We start from the raw sequence: 18,477 nt of genomic DNA on the forward strand, positions 1-18,477 counted from the left end.
TTTTACACGATGAAAGTCGTATTTATGGGAACGCCGGATTTTTCAGTGCCGGTTTTACAAACATTACTTAAAGATGGATATGAAGTGGTCGCAGTGGTTACACAGCCGGACCGACCAAAAGGACGCAAGCGCGTATTAACACCTCCTCCTGTAAAAGTTGAGGCGTTAAAGCATGAAATACCTGTACTGCAGCCAGAAAAGATTCGTTTAGAAGAAGAATATCAGCAAGTGTTAGCGTATGAGCCTGACCTAATTGTAACAGCGGCTTTTGGTCAAATTTTACCAACCCCTATTTTAGAAGCGCCTAAATACGGCTGTATTAACGTGCATGCTTCTCTGTTACCTGAACTGCGCGGAGGCGCGCCGATTCATTATTCAATTCTACAAGGTAAGCCGAAAACTGGTGTTACAATTATGTATATGGTAGAAAAATTAGATGCAGGTGATATCTTAACACAGGTAGAAGTTCCGATTGAAGAACGTGATCACGTTGGCACACTTCATGATAAACTCAGCGCTGCTGGTGCAAAATTGCTTTCAGAAACCATTCCTTCTCTTGTAAAAGGTGAAATTACGCCGGTTAAACAAAACGATGACGAAGCGACATTTGCTTCTAACATTAAGCGTGAACAAGAGAAAATTGATTGGGCCCGTACAGGAGAAGAAATTTATAACCATATCCGCGGACTTCACCCTTGGCCCGTTGCTTATACAACAGCAGACGGTCAGGTCATGAAAATTTGGTGGGGAGAAAAAGTATCCGCATCAGGCAAACCGGGTACCGTTTTATCACTTGAAGAGGACGGATTTATAGTAGCAACTGGAAATGAAACAGCTATTAAAGTGACGGAACTTCAGCCGTCTGGAAAAAAACGTATGGATGCAGCGCAGTATTTACGAGGTACATCCGTTGAAGTCGGAACAGTATTAGGGGATGTCAATGAGTAAGTACAACGTTCGAGACATAGCTTTAGATATTTTACTAGCTATTGAAAAAAATCAGGCATTCAGCAATCTATTGTTAAATAACAGCATACAAAAACGGGGTATTCAAGGAAAAGATGCAGGACTGTTAACGGAAATTGTGTATGGAACGATTCAAAGACGTGATACGTTAGATTACGGGTTAGCGCCTTTCTTGAAAAATCCAAAAAAGCTTCAGCCTTGGGTGCGAGTGCTGCTTCGTTTATCACTTTACCAAATGGTATATTTAGACCGAGTGCCTGACCGGGCAATTCTTCATGAAGCAGTAGAAATTGCCAAAAAACGGGGTCACAAAGGAATTGCCTCAATGGTAAACGGCGTTTTACGAAATATTCAGCGCAGCGGCACGCCTTCTTTAGAGGAAATACAAAATCCTGTGGAGCGGTTGGCAATTGAAACGAGTCATCCATTGTGGCTTGTAAAACGCTGGGTGGAACAATATGGATTGGACAAAACACGCGGAATCTGTTTAGCTAATTTAATGGCCCCTAAACAAACAATCCGAGTAAACAGTGCACGCTTTACGCAAAATGAAGTAAAAGAAGCGCTAGAAAAAGAAGGTATTGTTGTAGAACCAGGCCATTTTGTAGAAGAAGCGCTAGAAGTTCAAAAAGGAAATGCAGCTCATACACAAGCATTTCGTGAAGGAATGTTTACCGTTCAAGATGAAAGCTCTATGTTAGTGGCTCATGCGCTCGGTGCAGAGACAGAAGAGCTAATTTTAGATAGCTGTGCTGCACCGGGAGGAAAATCAACTCATATTGCAGAGCAGCTTAGAAACAGTGGTAAAGTTATTTCCTTGGACATTCATGACCATAAAGTAAAGCTGATTGCCCAGCAGGCAGAGCGTCTGCATCTTACCAATATTGAGCCGACGGTTCAAGACAGCCGCAAAGCAGGCGAACAGTTTGATAAAGAAATGTTTGACCGCATCTTAGTAGATGCTCCGTGCTCAGGTTTTGGTGTAATGAGACGTAAACCTGATTTGAAATATACAAAAACTGAGCAAGATGTAAAGCAGCTGGCGAGTATTCAACAAGATATTTTAAATGCGGTTGCGCCTTTATTAAAAAAAGGTGGGACCCTTGTATATAGTACATGTACAATTGACCGGGATGAAAATGGGGATGTTGTAGCAGCATTTTTAGCAGATCATGCTGATTTTCAAAAAGATGAAACACTCGCTGCACGCATGCCGCAAAAGCTTAAACAAAACGTAAAACATGGTGAAATTCAATTGCTGCCAGATGCACAAAGCGATGGGTTTTATATTGCATGTTTACAGAAGAAGGTGTAAAAATGGAAGAAGTAGCTAAAAGAAAAGCAAAAGCAGAAGAAAAAGCGCAAAAACCATCTATTTATTCATTAGAAATGCACGACCTAGAAAATTGGTTAGTGGAACACGGAGATAAGAAGTTCCGTGCTAAACAAATTTTTGACTGGTTATATATTAAACGCGTAACGGACTTTGACGATATGTCAAACTTATCTAAAGGATTACGTGAACAATTAAAAGACAAATTTGCATTAACGACATTAAAAACAGTTGTTCAGCAAACGTCTGGGGACGGCACGATGAAGTTTTTATTCGAACTCCATGACGGTTATACGATTGAAACGGTGCTTATGCGTCATGAATACGGAAATTCTGTCTGTGTAACAACTCAAGTTGGCTGTCGCATCGGCTGTACATTCTGTGCGTCTACTCTTGGAGGTTTAAAGCGTAACTTAGAAGCTGGAGAAATCGTAGCGCAAGTAGTAAAAGTACAAAAAGCGCTAGATGAACAAGGAGAACGCGTGAGCTCTGTCGTAATTATGGGTATTGGGGAGCCATTTGATAACTATGATGAAATGATGCGCTTCTTAAAAACAATTAACAGTGATGATGGATTAAATATTGGTGCACGTCATATCACAGTATCGACAAGTGGAATCATTCCGAAAATCTATAAGTTTGCTGATGAAAAAATGCAAATCAATTTTGCGATTTCACTTCACGCTCCAAACAATGACATCCGCTCACGCTTAATGCCGATTAACCGTGCGTACAAACTTCCTGATTTGATGGAAGCCATTAAATATTATACGGATAAAACGGGAAGACGTATTAGCTTTGAGTATGGTCTATTCGGAGGCGTAAACGATCAAGTAGAGCATGCGGAGGAATTAGCGGATTTAATTAAAGACGTGAAATGCCACGTGAACTTGATTCCGGTAAACTATGTGCCTGAGCGTGATTATGTTCGTACACCGCGTGAACAGATTTTTGCATTTGAACGTACGCTTAAAAAGCGTGGCGTTAACGTGACTATTCGACGTGAGCAAGGTCATGATATCGATGCAGCTTGTGGCCAATTACGTGCGAAGGAGCGTAAAGAAGAGACGAGGTGATTGTATGGCAACTGTCTTCATGACAGACCGAGGGAGAGTTAGACAACACAATGAAGATAACGGAGGGGTATTTTTGAACCAACACAATCAGCTGCTTGCAATTGTGGCTGATGGTATGGGAGGTCATCGAGCTGGCGACGTCGCCAGTGAGATGGCGGTTCAAAAATTGCAAACAGCGTGGGAAGAAGCGGACAAAGTAACGTCTCCTGATGAGGCGACGCAGTGGATTCGTACGCATGTTTCGCAAATTAATCAAGATATTTATCAGTATGCTCAGGAGCATGAAGAGTGTAAAGGGATGGGTACAACAGTTGTACTTGCTTTATGCGCCGATACGTTTTGTGCGATTGGTAATATAGGAGACAGCAGATGCTATATTTCCAATGAATATGGATTTCAACAAGTAACAGAAGATCATTCTCTTGTGAATGAACTCGTAAAAAATGGTCAAATCACAAAAGAAGATGCTGAGCATCATCCACGAAAAAATATCTTATTGCGAGCACTAGGTACCGAAGAAAATGTTAGTTTAGATGTAAAAACAATTGAAGTGGAAAAAGAAGATCGATTATTATTATGTTCAGATGGACTGACAAATAAGGTAACGGAACAAAAGCTGAACGAAACGTTATCAACAAGTTCATCACTTCACGAAAAGGGTACGAGCCTGATTCAATTAGCAAATGAGCTTGGTGGAGAAGACAATATTACACTTGCAATTGTGGACTTTACATCTGAAAGTGGGTGAGAGTGTTGCTAATAGGTAGACGGCTAAACGACCGTTATAAGGTATTGCAAGTAATTGGTGGAGGCGGAATGGCAAACGTCTATTTAGGTCGCGACATGATTTTGGATCGTGATGTGGCAATTAAAGTGCTTCGTTTAGACTTTGCAAGTGACGATGCGTTTATAAAGCGTTTCCATCGAGAAGCACAATCTGCTACGAGTATTGCTCATCCTAATATTGTCAGTATTTATGATGTTGGAGAAGAAGAAGATATTTACTATATCATCATGGAATATGTACCGGGTATGACATTAAAGCAATACATTCTGCAAGAATCACCACTATCTCTTGATAAAGCCATACATATTATGACGCAGATTACATCAGCTATTGCCCATGCTCATCAGTACGGAATTATTCACCGGGATATTAAGCCTCAAAATATTTTAATTGATCATGATGATACCATTAAAGTTACTGACTTCGGCATTGCCGTAGCACTAAGTTCTACAACCATTACGCATACTAATTCTGTTTTGGGCTCTGTTCATTATTTATCTCCTGAACAGGCAAGGGGAGGGCTTGCGAATAAGCGTTCTGATATTTATTCGCTTGGCATCGTCCTATTTGAATTGCTAACGGGTCGAGTCCCTTTTTCTGGGGAATCGGCTGTGTCAATTGCATTAAAACATTTACAGACAGAAACACCTTCTCCTAAAAGATGGAATCCATCTATCCCTCAAAGCGTGGAGAATGTTGTATTAAAAGCAACAACTAAAGATCCATTTTACCGATACAGTTCCGTCGAAGAACTCGAAGCGGATTTACAGTCTGCTGTTCATCCAAATCGTTATAATGAACAAAGGTTTACGGTGCCTGATGATGAAGAAGTGACAAAAGCCATTCCAGTTATTAAGGAGGATTTTGTTGAATCCGAAGAAACGCACGTGCCTGTGAGAAAACCGCCTCACTTAGAGCGCGAAGAACAAGAGGAAGAAGAGTTAAAGCCGAAGAAAAAAAAGAAGAAAAAGAAAAAAGGCAAAAGCAAGCTGATTGTAACGCTTGTTTTAATTTTTTTGCTGCTGGCAGCTGCTAGCGTAGCCGCCGTTACATTTATTCCGGCTTTGTTACTGCCAAAAGACGTAAAGGTTCCTGATTTACATAATCAAGATTATGAATCAGCAGTAACCGATTTAGTTTCTTTAGGCTTTAAAGTGAAGAATCCTAAAGATATATCTGATAATGAGGTGGCAGAAGGCGACGTGGTTAAAACGATGCCAGAAGCGGGAGATGTTATCAAAGAAGGATCTAATGTCATTATTTATCGAAGTACAGGAAAGAAAAAAGAAGCATTTAACCGGTACATTGGAAGAAGCTTTACGGAAGTAAAAAGTCTGTTAGAAAAGCAGAATTATAAAGATATCCAATCCATCGAAGTTGAAAGCACAGAACCAAAAGGCAATATTACAGATCAGACGCCTAAAGAAACCGAACAAGTCGTGCCGGAGGATACAACGGTTACGCTATGGGTAAGTAAGGGGCCGCCGAAGATTACATTAAAGGATTTCTCGGGCTGGACGGAAAAAAGCGTAAAAGATTATGCATCAGATGAAGATATTGAAGTGGATGTAAAAACAGCGTATTCCGACACTGTTGAAAAAGGTCTTGTGATGTCTCAAAAGCCTGCAGCGGAGCAGAGTATCGAGCAAGGTGATAAGCTCACCATTACAGTCTCAATGGGCAAGGAGCCAAAAGCTCCTCAAACGGTGTCAGTGGACGTGACTATTCCGTATAAAGAAGAGACTGGCACCGAAGCAAGCACGGAACAAGGCGACGCAACGGAAACAGGCGATGCCACCGGAACAGAAGAGGAAAAGCCAAAGCCGCAAAAAGTACAAATTTATATCGAAGATGCAGATAACGATATGTCCGTTCCTGCTAAAGAACTAACGATTACTGAAACAACAAAAGAATCGTTCGATGTTTTAGTTGATGAAAATGAAAAAGCGTCTTATAAAATTGTCCGAGACGGGGAAGTTATTGAAGAAAAAGACGTTGAATATCCAGAGTGATAGGAGTGAGGTTATGCCAGAAGGAAGAATTATTAAATCCCTTAGCGGATTTTATTATGTTCTTCATGACGGACAAGTAACGCAATGTCGAGGACGAGGTGTTTTTCGTAAAAAGAAAGTAACGCCTTTAGTCGGTGACAATGTAGTATTTCAGGCAGAAAATAAGCTTGAAGGATATATACTTGAAATTAAAGAACGTAAAAATGAATTAGTTCGTCCCCCAATTTCAAATGTTGATCAGGCGCTGCTTGTTTTTTCAGCGATTGAACCTGATTTTAGCACGATGCTTCTTGACCGATTTTTAGTGTTAGTGGAGTCTAATCATATTGAACCTATTATTTGTATTTCAAAAGTAGATCTTTTATCACAGCAGCAAAAGCAAGAAATCGAGCAATATGCCGAAGAATATCGTAAAATAGGATATGAGGTCATTTTAACGTCGACAGTCACAGAAAAAGGCATGGAACAAATTCAGCCGTTATTTGAAGATCGCGTAACGGTTATTGCCGGACAGTCAGGTGTAGGTAAATCTTCACTGTTAAATACACTTAAACCAGAGCTTGAGTTAAAGACAAATGATATTTCAATGTCACTTGGAAGAGGAAAGCATACAACACGTCATGTAGAACTGATTTCGTTTGGTGAAGGTTTAGTAGCCGATACGCCAGGTTTTAGCTCACTGGAATTTTTAACGTTAGAAGTAGAAGAGTTAACCCATTGTTTTCCTGAAATGTCGCGTTTGAGTGAACAGTGTAAATTTCGAGGTTGTTTGCATGTGAAAGAACCAAAATGTGCGGTGAAAGAAGCATACGAACAAAAAGAAATTCCGAGTTATCGCTACGAACATTACTTGCAATTTATTGAGGAAATTAAGCAAAGAAAGCCGAGGTATTAAAAATGACAAAAATCGCACCTTCCATTTTATCTGCCAATTTTTCAAAGCTTGCTGAAGAAATTCGTGAAGTTGAAGCAGGTGGAGCAGACTACATCCATATCGACGTTATGGATGGCCATTTTGTTCCTAATATTACAATTGGACCGCTTATCGTTGAGGCTGTACGCCCTGTCACAACACTGCCATTAGATGTGCATTTAATGATTGAAAACCCAGATCAATACGTTCCAATGTTTGCAAAGGCAGGTGCTGATATTTTAACGGTACATGCTGAAGCGTGTACTCATTTGCACCGCACCATTCAATTAATCAAAGAGCACGGCATGAAAGCAGGCGTTGCTTTAAATCCTGCAACGCCAATTGACGTGGTAAAGCATATCTTAGAAGATATCGATCTTATTTTATTAATGACGGTGAACCCAGGCTTTGGAGGGCAAAACTTCATTCCAAATGTACTGCCGAAAATTGAGCAAATCTCTCAGCTTATTGAAATTCGTCACCTTTCTATTGAAGTAGAGGTTGATGGAGGAATTAATGAAGAAACAGCAAGAAAATGTGTGGAAGCAGGAGCAAATGTCTTAGTGGCTGGCTCAGCTATTTATAACCAAGAAGACCGAGCTGGCGCAATTAGTCAAATTCGCACAACTGTTCAAGCGTAAGTAATAAAAGCTGCTGTGTACAACGAGTAGAACTTGTACACAGCAGCTTTTTCTCTTAGGATAAAGAAAACATATTTATTTCGTTCATTTTTTAATAGAAAAGGAGCATATACATAATGAAAATTCATATTCTAGCAGGGGGACCGGATGAACATATGCCGCCCCTGCACCAGTCAAACGATGTAAAGTGGGTAGGAGTAGACCGCGGCGTATTCCTTCTTCTTCAGCAAGACATTTTGCCGGTAAAAGCATTTGGAGATTTTGATTCCATTACAAAGGCACAGCTTAAGCTAGTGAGAGAAGCATTACAAGATGTTGAATTGTATCCTGCAGAAAAAGATGCAACGGATTTGGAACTTGCTTTTGAGTGGGCAATAGGGCAAAAACCGGAAAGTATTTGTATCTTTGGAGCAACAGGTGGAAGGCTTGACCACATGTTTGGAAGCATTCAGCTCCTGTATAAAGGGTTAAAAGAGAAAGCGAATGTAAAAATGATTGACAATCAAAATATCATTCAATTGTTTGAACCAGGCACTTATCATGTTGATCGTTTAAAGGAGTTTCACTATATTTCATTCGTTCCTTTTGCAGGCGGTGTAAAAGAGCTTACGCTAGAAGGTTTCAAATACCCGCTCAATAAGCATGAAGTAGAACTCGGCTCAACTTTATGTATTAGCAATGAACTTATTCAACAAAGAGGTACTTTTTCATTTACAAAAGGCATATTAATGATGGTAAGAAGCAATGATAAACGTTGCTTGTGATGAAGCATGGAAAATGAGAGCAGGACATAGGGCTTTCTTTAAAAGGAGATAAAGTGTGGAGACGGTTAGGAGGGACAGTATGAAATTCTATACAATCAAACTTCCAAAGTTTTTAGGTGGCATCGTAAAGGTCATGCTTAATTCGTTCAAAAAAGATTAACAACGCCGGAATAATAAAAGAAGCACCATAAAATATGGTGCTTTTTCATTATAAAGATTAAACGCGTTGAACTTTACCAGACTTAAGGGCTCTAGCTGAAACGTACACACGTTTTGGTTTACCGTTCACTAAGATACGTACTTTTTGAACGTTAGCACCCCATTTACGCTTAGTAGCGTTCATTGCGTGAGAACGTGCGTTACCTGAACGAGCTTTTCTACCAGTTACTACACATTTGCGTGCCATGATTTTCCCTCCTAACACCAAAAAAACTACTCAATTCTGTTTTGAGAAATACTATATTAATTTATCACAGCCTTACAGAGAATGCAATAGTTCTGGAGAAAAGCTTTCAAGAAATTTTCCTTGACATATAAAATGAATCTATGTTCAATAATATAGAGAGTAGAAATAGGTATAACTTGGGCTATTACTTATTTTAAGACAAGTTGATACCTAATACTGTCATCTTTAAAAGGGACAAGCTGGACGCCTCTTTTAAAACGAGATTGATTATAGTAGAATATTTATAACCTATGAAAGTAGAAAGGGGAACGAGTATGTCCATCGAAATGAAAACGAAGTATGGTCAAATTGATATCTCTACAGATGTAATTGCAACAATTGCTGGAGGAGCAGCTGTTGATTGTTACGGGATTGTGGGAATGGCTTCAAAAAATCAGCTTAAAGATGGTCTTACAGAAATTCTTCGCAAAGAAAACTTTACACGAGGTATTGTGGTAAGACAAGAAGAGGATGACGTACATATCGACATGTACATTATCGTAAGCTATGGAACAAAAATTTCTGAAATTGCTCATAATGTGCAAACAAAAGTAAAATACACACTGGAACAAACGGTTGGTTTAACGGTTGATTCAGTAAATATTTATGTGCAGGGTGTTCGTGTAACGAACGTTTAATTAAGGAGGAAGATTCGTGTCAATGACAACGTTGGACGGAAAGCGGTTTAGAGAAATGGTGCTTCAAGGAGCCCAGCATCTATCTAACAATGCAGATTATGTAGATGCGCTGAACGTTTTTCCTGTACCAGATGGTGATACTGGAACAAATATGAACTTATCGATTACGTCTGGTGCTAAAGAAGTAAAAAATAAACTATCTGATCACATCGGCCAAGTGAGTCAAGCTTTGTCTAAGGGCTTATTGATGGGGGCGCGCGGTAATTCAGGAGTTATTTTATCTCAATTATTCCGCGGTTTTGCGAAATCGGTTGAGCAAAAGTCAGCGATTACAACAGTTGAGTTTGCTGAAGCTCTTGAGCTTGGGGTAGAAACTGCTTATAAAGCTGTTATGAAACCAATCGAAGGAACCATTTTAACAGTAGCTAAGGATACTGCTAAAAAAGCAGCAGCTGTTGCTAAAAAGCAATCTGATATGATTCTGTTCATGGAAGAAGTACTTAAGGAAGCTAATGCTTCGTTAAATCGCACGCCAGATCTTTTACCCGTGTTAAAAGAAGTAGGCGTAGTGGATAGCGGAGGTCAAGGGCTTGTTTTAATTTATGAAGGGTTTTTAGCTGAATTAAAAGGTGAAAAACTTCCGGGTGTACCCATGTCAGCTCCTTCGATGAATGAACTCGTAAATGCTGAGCATCATAAGCATGCACAAAGCCATATGAATACAGAAGACATTGAATTTGGCTATTGTACAGAATTTATGGTAAGGCTGGAAGAGGATAAGCCTGCAGCTAAAACATTTTCTGAAGAAACGTTTCGTCAAGACTTAAGTAAATGGGGCGACTCATTGCTTGTAGTATCTGATGATGAAATTGTGAAAGTTCATATTCACGCTGAGCATCCTGGAGAAGTGTTAAACTACGGGCAGCAGTACGGAAGTTTAATTAAAATGAAGATTGAAAACATGAGAGAACAGCATAGCACCATTGTTTCAGGTGAAGAAAAGCCTGCAGTAAAAAATGCTGAAAAACAGCCCTTTGGCATTGTTACTGTGTCAATGGGAAAAGGAATTGCTGAATTGTTCAAGAGCCTTGGGGCAACGGTTGTCATTGAAGGCGGACAAACAATGAATCCAAGTACGGAGGATATTGTCAAAGCGATTGAAGAAACAAATGCTGAACAGGTACTGATTTTACCTAATAACGGAAATATTGTGATGGCTGCTAACCAAGCGGCTGCTGTTGCCGGCAGTCACGTTTCGGTTGTCCCGTCTAAAACGGTTCCTCAAGGAATGACAGCGCTGCTATCATTTAATCCTCAGCAAAGCTTAAAAGAAAACGAGGAAGTAATGACAGAAGCTCTACAGCACGTGAAAACAGGACAAGTAACGTATGCAGTTCGCGATACAAATATTGATGGTCTTGAATTAGCTAAAGGCGATTTTATGGGTATTGCCGAAAAGAAAATCGTTGTAAAAGATTCAGAGAAATTAGAAGCAGCAAAAAAGCTATTGACTTATATGATTGATGACGAAGCGGAAATCCTTACGATTCTTCAAGGAGAGGATGTCTCAGACGATGAAGCTGAAGCGCTAACATCGTTTGTAGAAGAAACGTTTGAAGAAGTTGAGGTAGAGCTTCATAAAGGAGATCAACCTTTATATTCTTACATTTTTGCAATTGAATAACCAAAAAAGAAGCACCCCTCCCGAGGGGCGCTTCTTTTTTGGTGTTTTTTAAGATAAATACGAACTATTTTATTATTAAGTGTTGTAATCGTTCGGTATGTTAGGTATATTAGTTGAAAAGAACCCGTTTATATGGTAGTTTTGAAAACTGATTAAGTCAAATGTGAAAGAAAACAGCATGAGAGGAGAGACAACAGTGGATATTTTAAAAGGAACAGGTTTATTATTATTAGTTTTATTTTTATTTTGGTTGTTTAGTAACAAGGCACCTTATGGCATGAAAGCAATGGGGGCTTTGGCAAGCGGAGCGGTAGCTGCGTTTCTCGTAGAGGCCTTTCAGTCATATGTAGGAGGAGATTTACTAGGTATTTCATTCCTGGGTGAAGTTGGAAAGGCTGCAGGAGGAATGGGAGGAGTTGCGGCGGCAGCATTAGTTGCTTTGGCGTTAGGCGTATCTCCTGTATATGCCCTTATGATGGGGGTGGTGTGTTCAGGTCTAGGCTTGCTCCCTGGATTTTTTGCGGGATACCTCATGGCATTTGTAGTGAAATTTATTGAGAAAAAGGCACCTGCTGGTCTCGATTTATTAGGAAATATTTTAATTGCGGCACCTTTAACAAGATTAATTGGTAATGCATTCTCACCTATTGTAGATGCGACGCTTTTAAATATTGGAGGAATTATCAAAGACACAACAAGTGCTAGCCCTATTTTGATGGGGATTATTTTAGGGGGAGTTATTACAGTAGTAGCAACGGCTCCGCTTAGCTCAATGGCTTTAACGGCTATGCTAGGGTTAACGGGATTGCCTATGGCGATTGGAGCTCTTGCTGTGTTTGGTTCTTCTTTCATGAACTATGTGCTGTTTGATCGATTAAAAATTGGGGATCGTCGTACAACCATTTCAGTTGCAGTTGAACCTTTAACACAAGCGAATATTATTTCAGCAAATCCGATTCCTATCTACATTACAAACTTTGTTGGAGGTGCACTAGCCGGTGTGGTTGTGGCTCTGTTCGGATTGGTAAATGATGCTGCAGGCACGGCAACGCCAATCGCAGGACTTGCAGTGATGTTTGGGTTTAATGACCCTATGAAGGTCACAATTTGTGCAGTACTTTGCGCACTAGCGGGAGCATTAGCTGGGTTTATAGGTTCAGTTGTTTTTAAAAACTTTAAAATTAAAACAGTAGACGATGTAGCTTCCGAGCAAGAAGCAGCTTAAGTAATTCATCTTTTCCTGCATAATATAGCAAAAAAAGCGGTGTGCTTATCTTATTTTTATGGATAAATATACCGCTTTTTTTGTGCGTGAGTCCCTAATAAAAATGAGAATTTTTAAATTTTTTAAGAGCGTGAAACAAAGCTTCCAAAAAGTCAAAAGCTCAAGTAACATATAAGTAATAACAATGTCTAAATAGCAGGGGGAAAATCCTTATGAAATATAAATCTGTCTTTGATATTATTGGTCCGGTAATGATTGGACCATCTAGCTCACATACAGCTGGTGCAGCGCGTATTGGACGCGTTGCACGAACGCTTTTTGGCAAGCAGCCCACAAAAGTTGTGGTTTCACTGTACGGTTCTTTTGCTCAAACGTATAAAGGGCACGGAACAGACGTAGCGCTGATTGGCGGTATTTTAGATTTTGATACGTTCGACCAGCGTATTCCGCAATCTTTGGACTTAGCTAAAAAAGAAGGAATGGACGTCACATTTGTTGAGGAAGCGGCAATCACAGATCATCCGAATACTGCTCGCATCAAAATGAGCGACGGATTAAAGGAAATTGAGGTTGTTGGAATTTCAATTGGCGGAGGAAAAATTCAAATTACGGAGCTGAACGGATTTGAGTTAAATTTATCAGGCATGAATCCAGCTATTCTCGTTGTGCATAATGACCGATTTGGTGCCATTGCGACCGTTACGAATATTTTAATGAAACACTCAATTAATATCGGACATATGGAAGTATCTCGCAAAGAGCGCGGAGAAGTAGCGCTCATGGCAATTGAAATGGATACGAATATTGAAGATGATGTAATTGAAGAGTTAAAAACATTGCCTCACATTATTCAAGTAACAAGAATGGTTGAGTAGGATAGAGCGAATAGGAACGGCTTGAGAGAATAACTGAAGCCGGGTGATTATAGATGGTTCTAAAGTGAAAATAAGACAGAATGATAGCGGAGGTTACTATGTTTCGAAACGTAGCAGAACTAGTAGAATTAGCAGAAAGTCAAAATGTAAAAATTGCAGAGATTATGATTCAACAGGAAATAGATATCACGGGAGTTACTCGTGAAGAAATTATGGAAAAAATGGACCGGAACTTAACGGTTATGGAAGAAGCGGTTGAACGCGGTTTAAAAGGGGTACAGTCTGTTACAGGTTTAACAGGCGGAGATGCAGTGCTGCTTCAAAACTATATTCAAAGTGGAAAATCATTATCTGGAAATTTAATTTTAGATGCAGTCAGCAAAGCTGTAGCGACAAACGAAGTAAATGCGGCAATGGGGACAATCTGTGCAACGCCTACTGCTGGATCTGCGGGGGTAGTGCCAGGAACGCTGTTTGCAGTCCAAAATAAGCTAAACCCAACTCGTAAAGAAATGATTGAATTTTTATTTACATCAGGTGCTTTTGGGTTTGTTGTAGCCAATAATGCGTCTATTTCAGGAGCAGCAGGCGGATGTCAAGCAGAAGTTGGTTCAGCTTCAGGTATGGCAGCGGCAGCGATTGTTGAAATGGCAGGAGGTACACCGAGTCAGGCAGCTGAAGCAATGGCAATTACTCTCAAAAATATGCTAGGATTAGTATGTGACCCAGTAGCGGGACTAGTAGAAGTTCCATGTGTGAAACGAAACGCAATGGGAGCGGCGAATGCAATGATTGCAGCAGATATGGCCTTAGCAGGCATTACAAGTCGTATTCCATGTGATGAAGTCATTGATGCTATGTATAAAATTGGTCAAACAATGCCGGTTGCATTACGAGAAACTGCACAAGGAGGCTTAGCGGCAACACCAACAGGTCGCGAGCTTGAAGCGAAGATCTTTGGTATTGCATTAAATAAAAGTGAATGAACTAACAACTATTTCAATTAAAACCATTAAAGGTATTGGAGAGGAAACAGCACAGGCATTAGAGGATATGCATATTCATAGTGTGCATGACTTGTTGGAACATTTCCCATACCGCTATGAAGATTATGAGCTAAAAGATTTGGCTGAAGCAAAGCATGACGAAAAGGTCACCGTAGAAGGAAAGGTTCACAGCGTCCCTTCGCTTACGTATTACGGAAAAAAACGTTCGCGCCTTACGTTTCGGCTGCTAGTAAACCGCTATTTGATTACGGTTACTTGTTTTAATCGCCCTTACTATAAATCAAAGTTAGAAATCGATCAAACTGTTACGGTTACGGGGAAATGGGATCAGCATCGGCAAACGATTAACTTGCAGGAGCTTCAATTTTCTCCGTTTGTTAAAAATCAAACGATTGAGCCTGTTTACTCGGTTAAAGGCAGCTTAACGGTCAAAGGAATGCGGAAGTTCGTTTCTCTTGCGTTGAAGAATTATGGCAGCAGCATTCAGGATATGCTCCCGGCCTCTATTCGTTCTAGATACAAACTAGTAACGCGTGAAGAAGCGGTTAGAAGTATTCACTTACCTCGTGATCATGAAGATTTAAAACAAGCAAGACGTCGATTTGTCTATGAAGAATTTCTACTTTTTCAATTAAAAATGCAGGCGCTTAGAAAGCGCGAAAGAGAAGAAACACCTGGAATGAAGCAAGCATTTGATTCAACTGAGCTGGTAAACTTCACGAACTTGCTGCCGTTTCCGTTAACAAACGCTCAAAAACGTGTAGTAAACGAAATTACGCACGATATGAAATCGCCTTATCGCATGAATCGCTTGCTGCAAGGTGATGTAGGGTCTGGTAAAACAGTCGTAGCAGCGGTTGCTTTATACGCCACTGTTTTAGCAGGGCATCAAGGTGCTTTAATGGTACCGACTGAAATTTTAGCTGAACAGCATGCTGAGTCATTGACTGCGATGCTTGAAAAGGTAGGAATCAGCGTAGGCTTGCTAACAGGGTCTGTTAAAGGAAAAGCAAGAAGAGAGCTGCTTCAGCGAGTGAAAGACGGAGATGTTCATGTATTAGTAGGTACACATGCCTTAATTCAAGATGAAGTTATATATAATAGCTTAGGGCTCGTCATTACGGATGAACAGCACCGCTTTGGAGTTGGGCAGCGCCGGGTTTTACGTGAAAAAGGAGAGAGTCCGGATGTACTGTTTATGACGGCGACTCCTATTCCGAGAACTCTTGCTATTACGGTGTTTGGAGAAATGGATGTGTCCATTATTGATGAAATGCCAGCAGGACGTAAGGCAATTGAAACATACTGGGTAAAACATGATATGCTTGAACGTATTTTACATTTCGTTGAAAAAGAAATACATGACGGCAGACAAGCTTACGTTATTTGTCCATTGATTGAAGAATCGGACAAGCTGGATGTTCAAAATGCAATTGATGTACATGCAACACTCACTCACTATTTTAATGAAAAAGCAAGCGTTGGTCTCATGCACGGAAGATTGTCACCTGATGAAAAAGAAGAAGTGATGAAACAATTTAGCGTAAATGACGTGCAGATTTTAGTATCAACAACGGTTGTAGAAGTTGGAGTGAACGTTCCGAATGCAACCGTGATGGTCATTTATGATGCAGAGCGCTTTGGGTTATCTCAGCTTCATCAGCTAAGAGGACGCGTAGGACGAGGCGATGCACAGTCGTATTGCATTCTGCTCGCGGATCCGAAATCAGAAGTTGGAAAAGAACGAATGACCATTATGACGGAAACAAACGATGGATTTGTGTTATCAGAAAGAGACTTAGAGCTTCGTGGACCTGGTGATTTCTTTGGAAGAAAACAAAGCGGGATGCCTGAGTTTAAAGTAGCCGATATGGTGCACGATTACCGTGCGCTTGAAGTAGCTCGAGAAGATGCTGCTAAGCTTGTAAATTCCGACAGCTTTTGGACAGAAGATCAGTTTGCACTGCTGAGAATACAACTAGAAGCAACGGGCGTATTGACTGGAGAAAAATTTGATTAGTAAAAGAGACTGAAACAAAGTAGTTTAGTTGAAGGGAAATCCGAACGATCAATCGTTCGGATTTTTTTCATTGTGATGATGAACGTAGATTTCATGTATGTGATAGGTATGTAGGTGCTTCTAACTGTTAAGTGAAGGGCAAGGCACTTCTGCGGGGAAAGCGGAATAGATGAGACCCCGCAGAAGCGTAAGGGACGAGGAGGATCACCGGCCGGCCGCGGAAAGCGAAGTCTTGCACGGAAATCCGTAGCGGTGTAACAAGCAATCTATACGAGCTCCTTTACCCCATTTGTTCATCTTTAGATTGAAGTGATCTAGTTATGTCTCAATCTCTTTTCGTCTATAAAGATAAAAAGCGGCTTAGAGTGAAAGAGTTAGCCGCTGGTGGCCATTAATACGACGTCAATGCACAGAATACAGCATGTGAAAAATGTTGCAATTAGAAGGCAATGATTATATACTGCTATTAGTACCTAGTATTAAAAGTTCGGATGGTGGACAATGAAGCGCAGTAAAAAAGAAAGACAGCAGCTATTAAAAACGACAATTGAAGAAAACCCATTTATTACGGATGAAGAACTAGCAGACCGTTTTTCAGTGAGCGTTCAAACAATTCGATTAGACCGCCTAGAGTTGTCGATTCCTGAACTGCGAGAACGTATTAAGCATGTAGCTTCAAAACAACTAGACGAGGAAGTGCGTTCGCTTCCGATTGAAGAAGTAATTGGAGAAGTTATCGACATTGAACTAGATCAATCAGCGATATCTATTTTTGATGTGAAAACAGAGCATGTGTTTCAGCGTAATCAAATCGCTCGTGGTCACCACCTTTTTGCGCAAGCTAATTCGTTAGCTGTCGCTGTTATTAACAACGAACTAGCGCTCACAGCAGATGCGTCGATCCGTTATCATCGCCCTGTTAAGCTTCATGAACGAGTGATAGCAAAAGCGAAAGTTCTGTCAACTAGTGAAGTGCGAACCACCGTTGAGGTAAACAGCTATGTAGGGCAAGAGCAAGTGTTCTCTGGCACTTTTAAAATGTATCGTTCTACAAAGGATAAATAATAAAAAGGATGAGACGCAACATGAAACTAGCTATTGATGCAATGGGCGGAGATCATGCACCGAAAGCCATTATTGAAGGTGTAGAAAAAGCTACTGCTCAATTTAAAGAATTACATATTACGTTAATTGGAAACGAATCAGAAATAAAAAAATATTTAACAAATTCAGATCGTATTTCGATTATTCATACAGAAGAAACCATTGATGCAACTGATGAGCCAGTGCGAGCTGTGCGCCGTAAAAAACAAGCATCTATGGTATTAATGGCAAATGAAGTAGCCGAAGGTCGTGCTGATGCTTGTATTTCAGCAGGAAATACAGGGGCGTTAATGACAGCGGGACTTTTTATTGTAGGTCGCATCAAAGGCATTGAACGTCCAGCACTTGCTCCGACGCTTCCGACACTAGATGGAAAAGGCTTTTTAATGCTAGACGTTGGTGCAAACGTTGATGCCAAGCCTGAACATTTGCTCCAGTACGCTGTGATGGGGTCTGTGTATGCCGAAAAAGTACGCGGCATTCAAGCTCCTAGAGTGGGACTGCTGAACATTGGAACTGAGGATAAAAAAGGAAATGATTTAACAAAGCAAGCCTTTCAGCTACTAAAAAATGCTGATCTTAATTTTGTAGGCAACGTGGAATCCCGTGATTTGCTAAACGGCGTAGCGGATGTGGTTGTAACAGATGGTTTTACAGGGAATATGACTCTTAAGAGCATTGAGGGAACGGCGCTTTCTTTGTTTTCTATGATTAAACAAGAATTAATGAGCACGTTAAAAAGCAAATTAGCCGCAGCGGTGCTAAAGCCTCAGCTGCAGGGGTTAAAAGCGAAAATGGATTACAGTGAATATGGAGGCGCAGGGCTGTTTGGATTGCATGCGCCTGTTATCAAAGCGCACGGTTCGTCGGATGCGAATGCAGTATTTAGCGCGATTAAGCAAGCTGTGAATATGGTGGAAAACAATGTGTCTTCCACTATTCAAAAAGCCATCGAACAAACTGCTAATGAAGAAAAGGAGAGATAAG

18 protein-coding genes are annotated in these 18,477 nt (G+C 40.5%); 17 read left to right on the plus strand and 1 reads right to left on the minus strand.

The window, feature by feature from the left end; all coding sequences use genetic code 11:
• Positions 1–9: 9 nt before the first annotated feature.
• From fmt to spoVM, 9 genes are all read left to right on the plus strand, one after another.
• Positions 10–948, plus strand: a complete 939-nt coding sequence (gene fmt / locus AC1DEF_RS03325) for a methionyl-tRNA formyltransferase (protein WP_043976445.1) — start codon at positions 10–12, stop codon at positions 946–948.
• Complete coding sequence (gene rsmB, locus AC1DEF_RS03330; protein ID WP_097824519.1) at positions 941–2,281, plus strand: 16S rRNA (cytosine(967)-C(5))-methyltransferase RsmB; 1,341 nt, start codon at positions 941–943, stop codon at positions 2,279–2,281. The genes fmt and rsmB overlap by 8 nt, the downstream gene beginning before the upstream one ends.
• A 2-nt stretch (positions 2,282–2,283) precedes the next feature.
• Positions 2,284–3,375, plus strand: coding sequence for a dual-specificity RNA methyltransferase RlmN (gene rlmN, locus AC1DEF_RS03335; RefSeq protein ID WP_028410787.1), 1,092 nt, complete (start codon positions 2,284–2,286; stop codon positions 3,373–3,375).
• A gap of 4 nt (positions 3,376–3,379) precedes the next feature.
• Complete coding sequence (locus tag AC1DEF_RS03340) at positions 3,380–4,123, plus strand: Stp1/IreP family PP2C-type Ser/Thr phosphatase (RefSeq protein ID WP_013084825.1); 744 nt, start codon at positions 3,380–3,382, stop codon at positions 4,121–4,123.
• A gap of 5 nt (positions 4,124–4,128) precedes the next feature.
• Positions 4,129–6,174: a Stk1 family PASTA domain-containing Ser/Thr kinase gene (gene pknB / locus AC1DEF_RS03345; RefSeq protein WP_176521324.1), complete on the plus strand. Its 2,046-nt coding sequence runs from the start codon at positions 4,129–4,131 to the stop codon at positions 6,172–6,174.
• 13 nt (positions 6,175–6,187) lie between these two features.
• On the plus strand, positions 6,188–7,069 hold the full coding sequence (rsgA, locus tag AC1DEF_RS03350; protein WP_013084823.1) for a ribosome small subunit-dependent GTPase A: 882 nt from the start codon (positions 6,188–6,190) through the stop codon (positions 7,067–7,069).
• 2 nt (positions 7,070–7,071) lie between these two features.
• Positions 7,072–7,728 carry a ribulose-phosphate 3-epimerase gene (gene rpe, locus AC1DEF_RS03355; RefSeq protein WP_013084822.1) on the plus strand — a complete coding sequence of 219 codons (657 nt, stop codon included), beginning with the start codon at positions 7,072–7,074 and terminating at the stop codon, positions 7,726–7,728.
• A 116-nt stretch (positions 7,729–7,844) separates the two neighbouring features.
• Entirely contained in the window at positions 7,845–8,492 is a 648-nt protein-coding gene (locus AC1DEF_RS03360; protein WP_043976450.1) for a thiamine diphosphokinase, read from the plus strand.
• A 79-nt stretch (positions 8,493–8,571) separates the two neighbouring features.
• Positions 8,572–8,652: a stage V sporulation protein SpoVM gene (gene spoVM / locus AC1DEF_RS03365; protein WP_016765421.1), complete on the plus strand. Its 81-nt coding sequence runs from the start codon at positions 8,572–8,574 to the stop codon at positions 8,650–8,652.
• A 57-nt stretch (positions 8,653–8,709) separates the two neighbouring features.
• On the opposite strand, the gene rpmB is transcribed toward spoVM, so the two are convergent.
• Positions 8,710–8,898, minus strand: a complete 189-nt coding sequence (gene rpmB / locus AC1DEF_RS03370; RefSeq protein WP_013058914.1) for a 50S ribosomal protein L28 — start codon at positions 8,896–8,898, stop codon at positions 8,710–8,712.
• A gap of 314 nt (positions 8,899–9,212) precedes the next feature.
• Here rpmB and AC1DEF_RS03375 point away from each other — a divergent pair, with 314 nt between their 5' ends.
• The 8 genes from AC1DEF_RS03375 (at position 9,213) to plsX (ending at position 18,476) form a co-directional block, all read left to right on the plus strand.
• Positions 9,213–9,575 (plus strand): Asp23/Gls24 family envelope stress response protein, encoded by a 363-nt coding sequence (locus AC1DEF_RS03375; RefSeq protein ID WP_013058913.1) that lies wholly within the window; start codon positions 9,213–9,215, stop codon positions 9,573–9,575.
• Positions 9,576–9,591: 16 nt separating this feature from the next.
• The gene (locus AC1DEF_RS03380; RefSeq protein WP_043976452.1) at positions 9,592–11,259 is read left to right on the plus strand and encodes a DAK2 domain-containing protein; all 1,668 of its coding nucleotides are present in this window, start codon (positions 9,592–9,594) and stop codon (positions 11,257–11,259) included.
• Positions 11,260–11,455: 196 nt separating this feature from the next.
• The gene (locus AC1DEF_RS03385) at positions 11,456–12,484 is read left to right on the plus strand and encodes a PTS sugar transporter subunit IIC (protein WP_016765419.1); all 1,029 of its coding nucleotides are present in this window, start codon (positions 11,456–11,458) and stop codon (positions 12,482–12,484) included.
• A gap of 212 nt (positions 12,485–12,696) precedes the next feature.
• Positions 12,697–13,359: an L-serine ammonia-lyase, iron-sulfur-dependent subunit beta gene (gene sdaAB, locus AC1DEF_RS03390; protein ID WP_013058911.1), complete on the plus strand. Its 663-nt coding sequence runs from the start codon at positions 12,697–12,699 to the stop codon at positions 13,357–13,359.
• A gap of 98 nt (positions 13,360–13,457) precedes the next feature.
• Entirely contained in the window at positions 13,458–14,345 is an 888-nt protein-coding gene (gene sdaAA / locus AC1DEF_RS03395) for an L-serine ammonia-lyase, iron-sulfur-dependent, subunit alpha (RefSeq protein WP_014458410.1), read from the plus strand.
• On the plus strand, positions 14,338–16,386 hold the full coding sequence (gene recG, locus AC1DEF_RS03400; RefSeq protein WP_097824517.1) for an ATP-dependent DNA helicase RecG: 2,049 nt from the start codon (positions 14,338–14,340) through the stop codon (positions 16,384–16,386). Before sdaAA ends, recG begins: the two co-directional genes overlap by 8 nt.
• A gap of 501 nt (positions 16,387–16,887) precedes the next feature.
• Complete coding sequence (gene fapR / locus AC1DEF_RS03405) at positions 16,888–17,451, plus strand: transcription factor FapR (RefSeq protein ID WP_013058909.1); 564 nt, start codon at positions 16,888–16,890, stop codon at positions 17,449–17,451.
• A 20-nt stretch (positions 17,452–17,471) separates the two neighbouring features.
• Positions 17,472–18,476 carry a phosphate acyltransferase PlsX gene (plsX, locus tag AC1DEF_RS03410; protein ID WP_028410795.1) on the plus strand — a complete coding sequence of 335 codons (1,005 nt, stop codon included), beginning with the start codon at positions 17,472–17,474 and terminating at the stop codon, positions 18,474–18,476.
• Position 18,477: the final 1 nt, after the last annotated feature.

The sequence above is a fragment of the Priestia sp. 10L35 genome, from assembly GCF_056395685.1.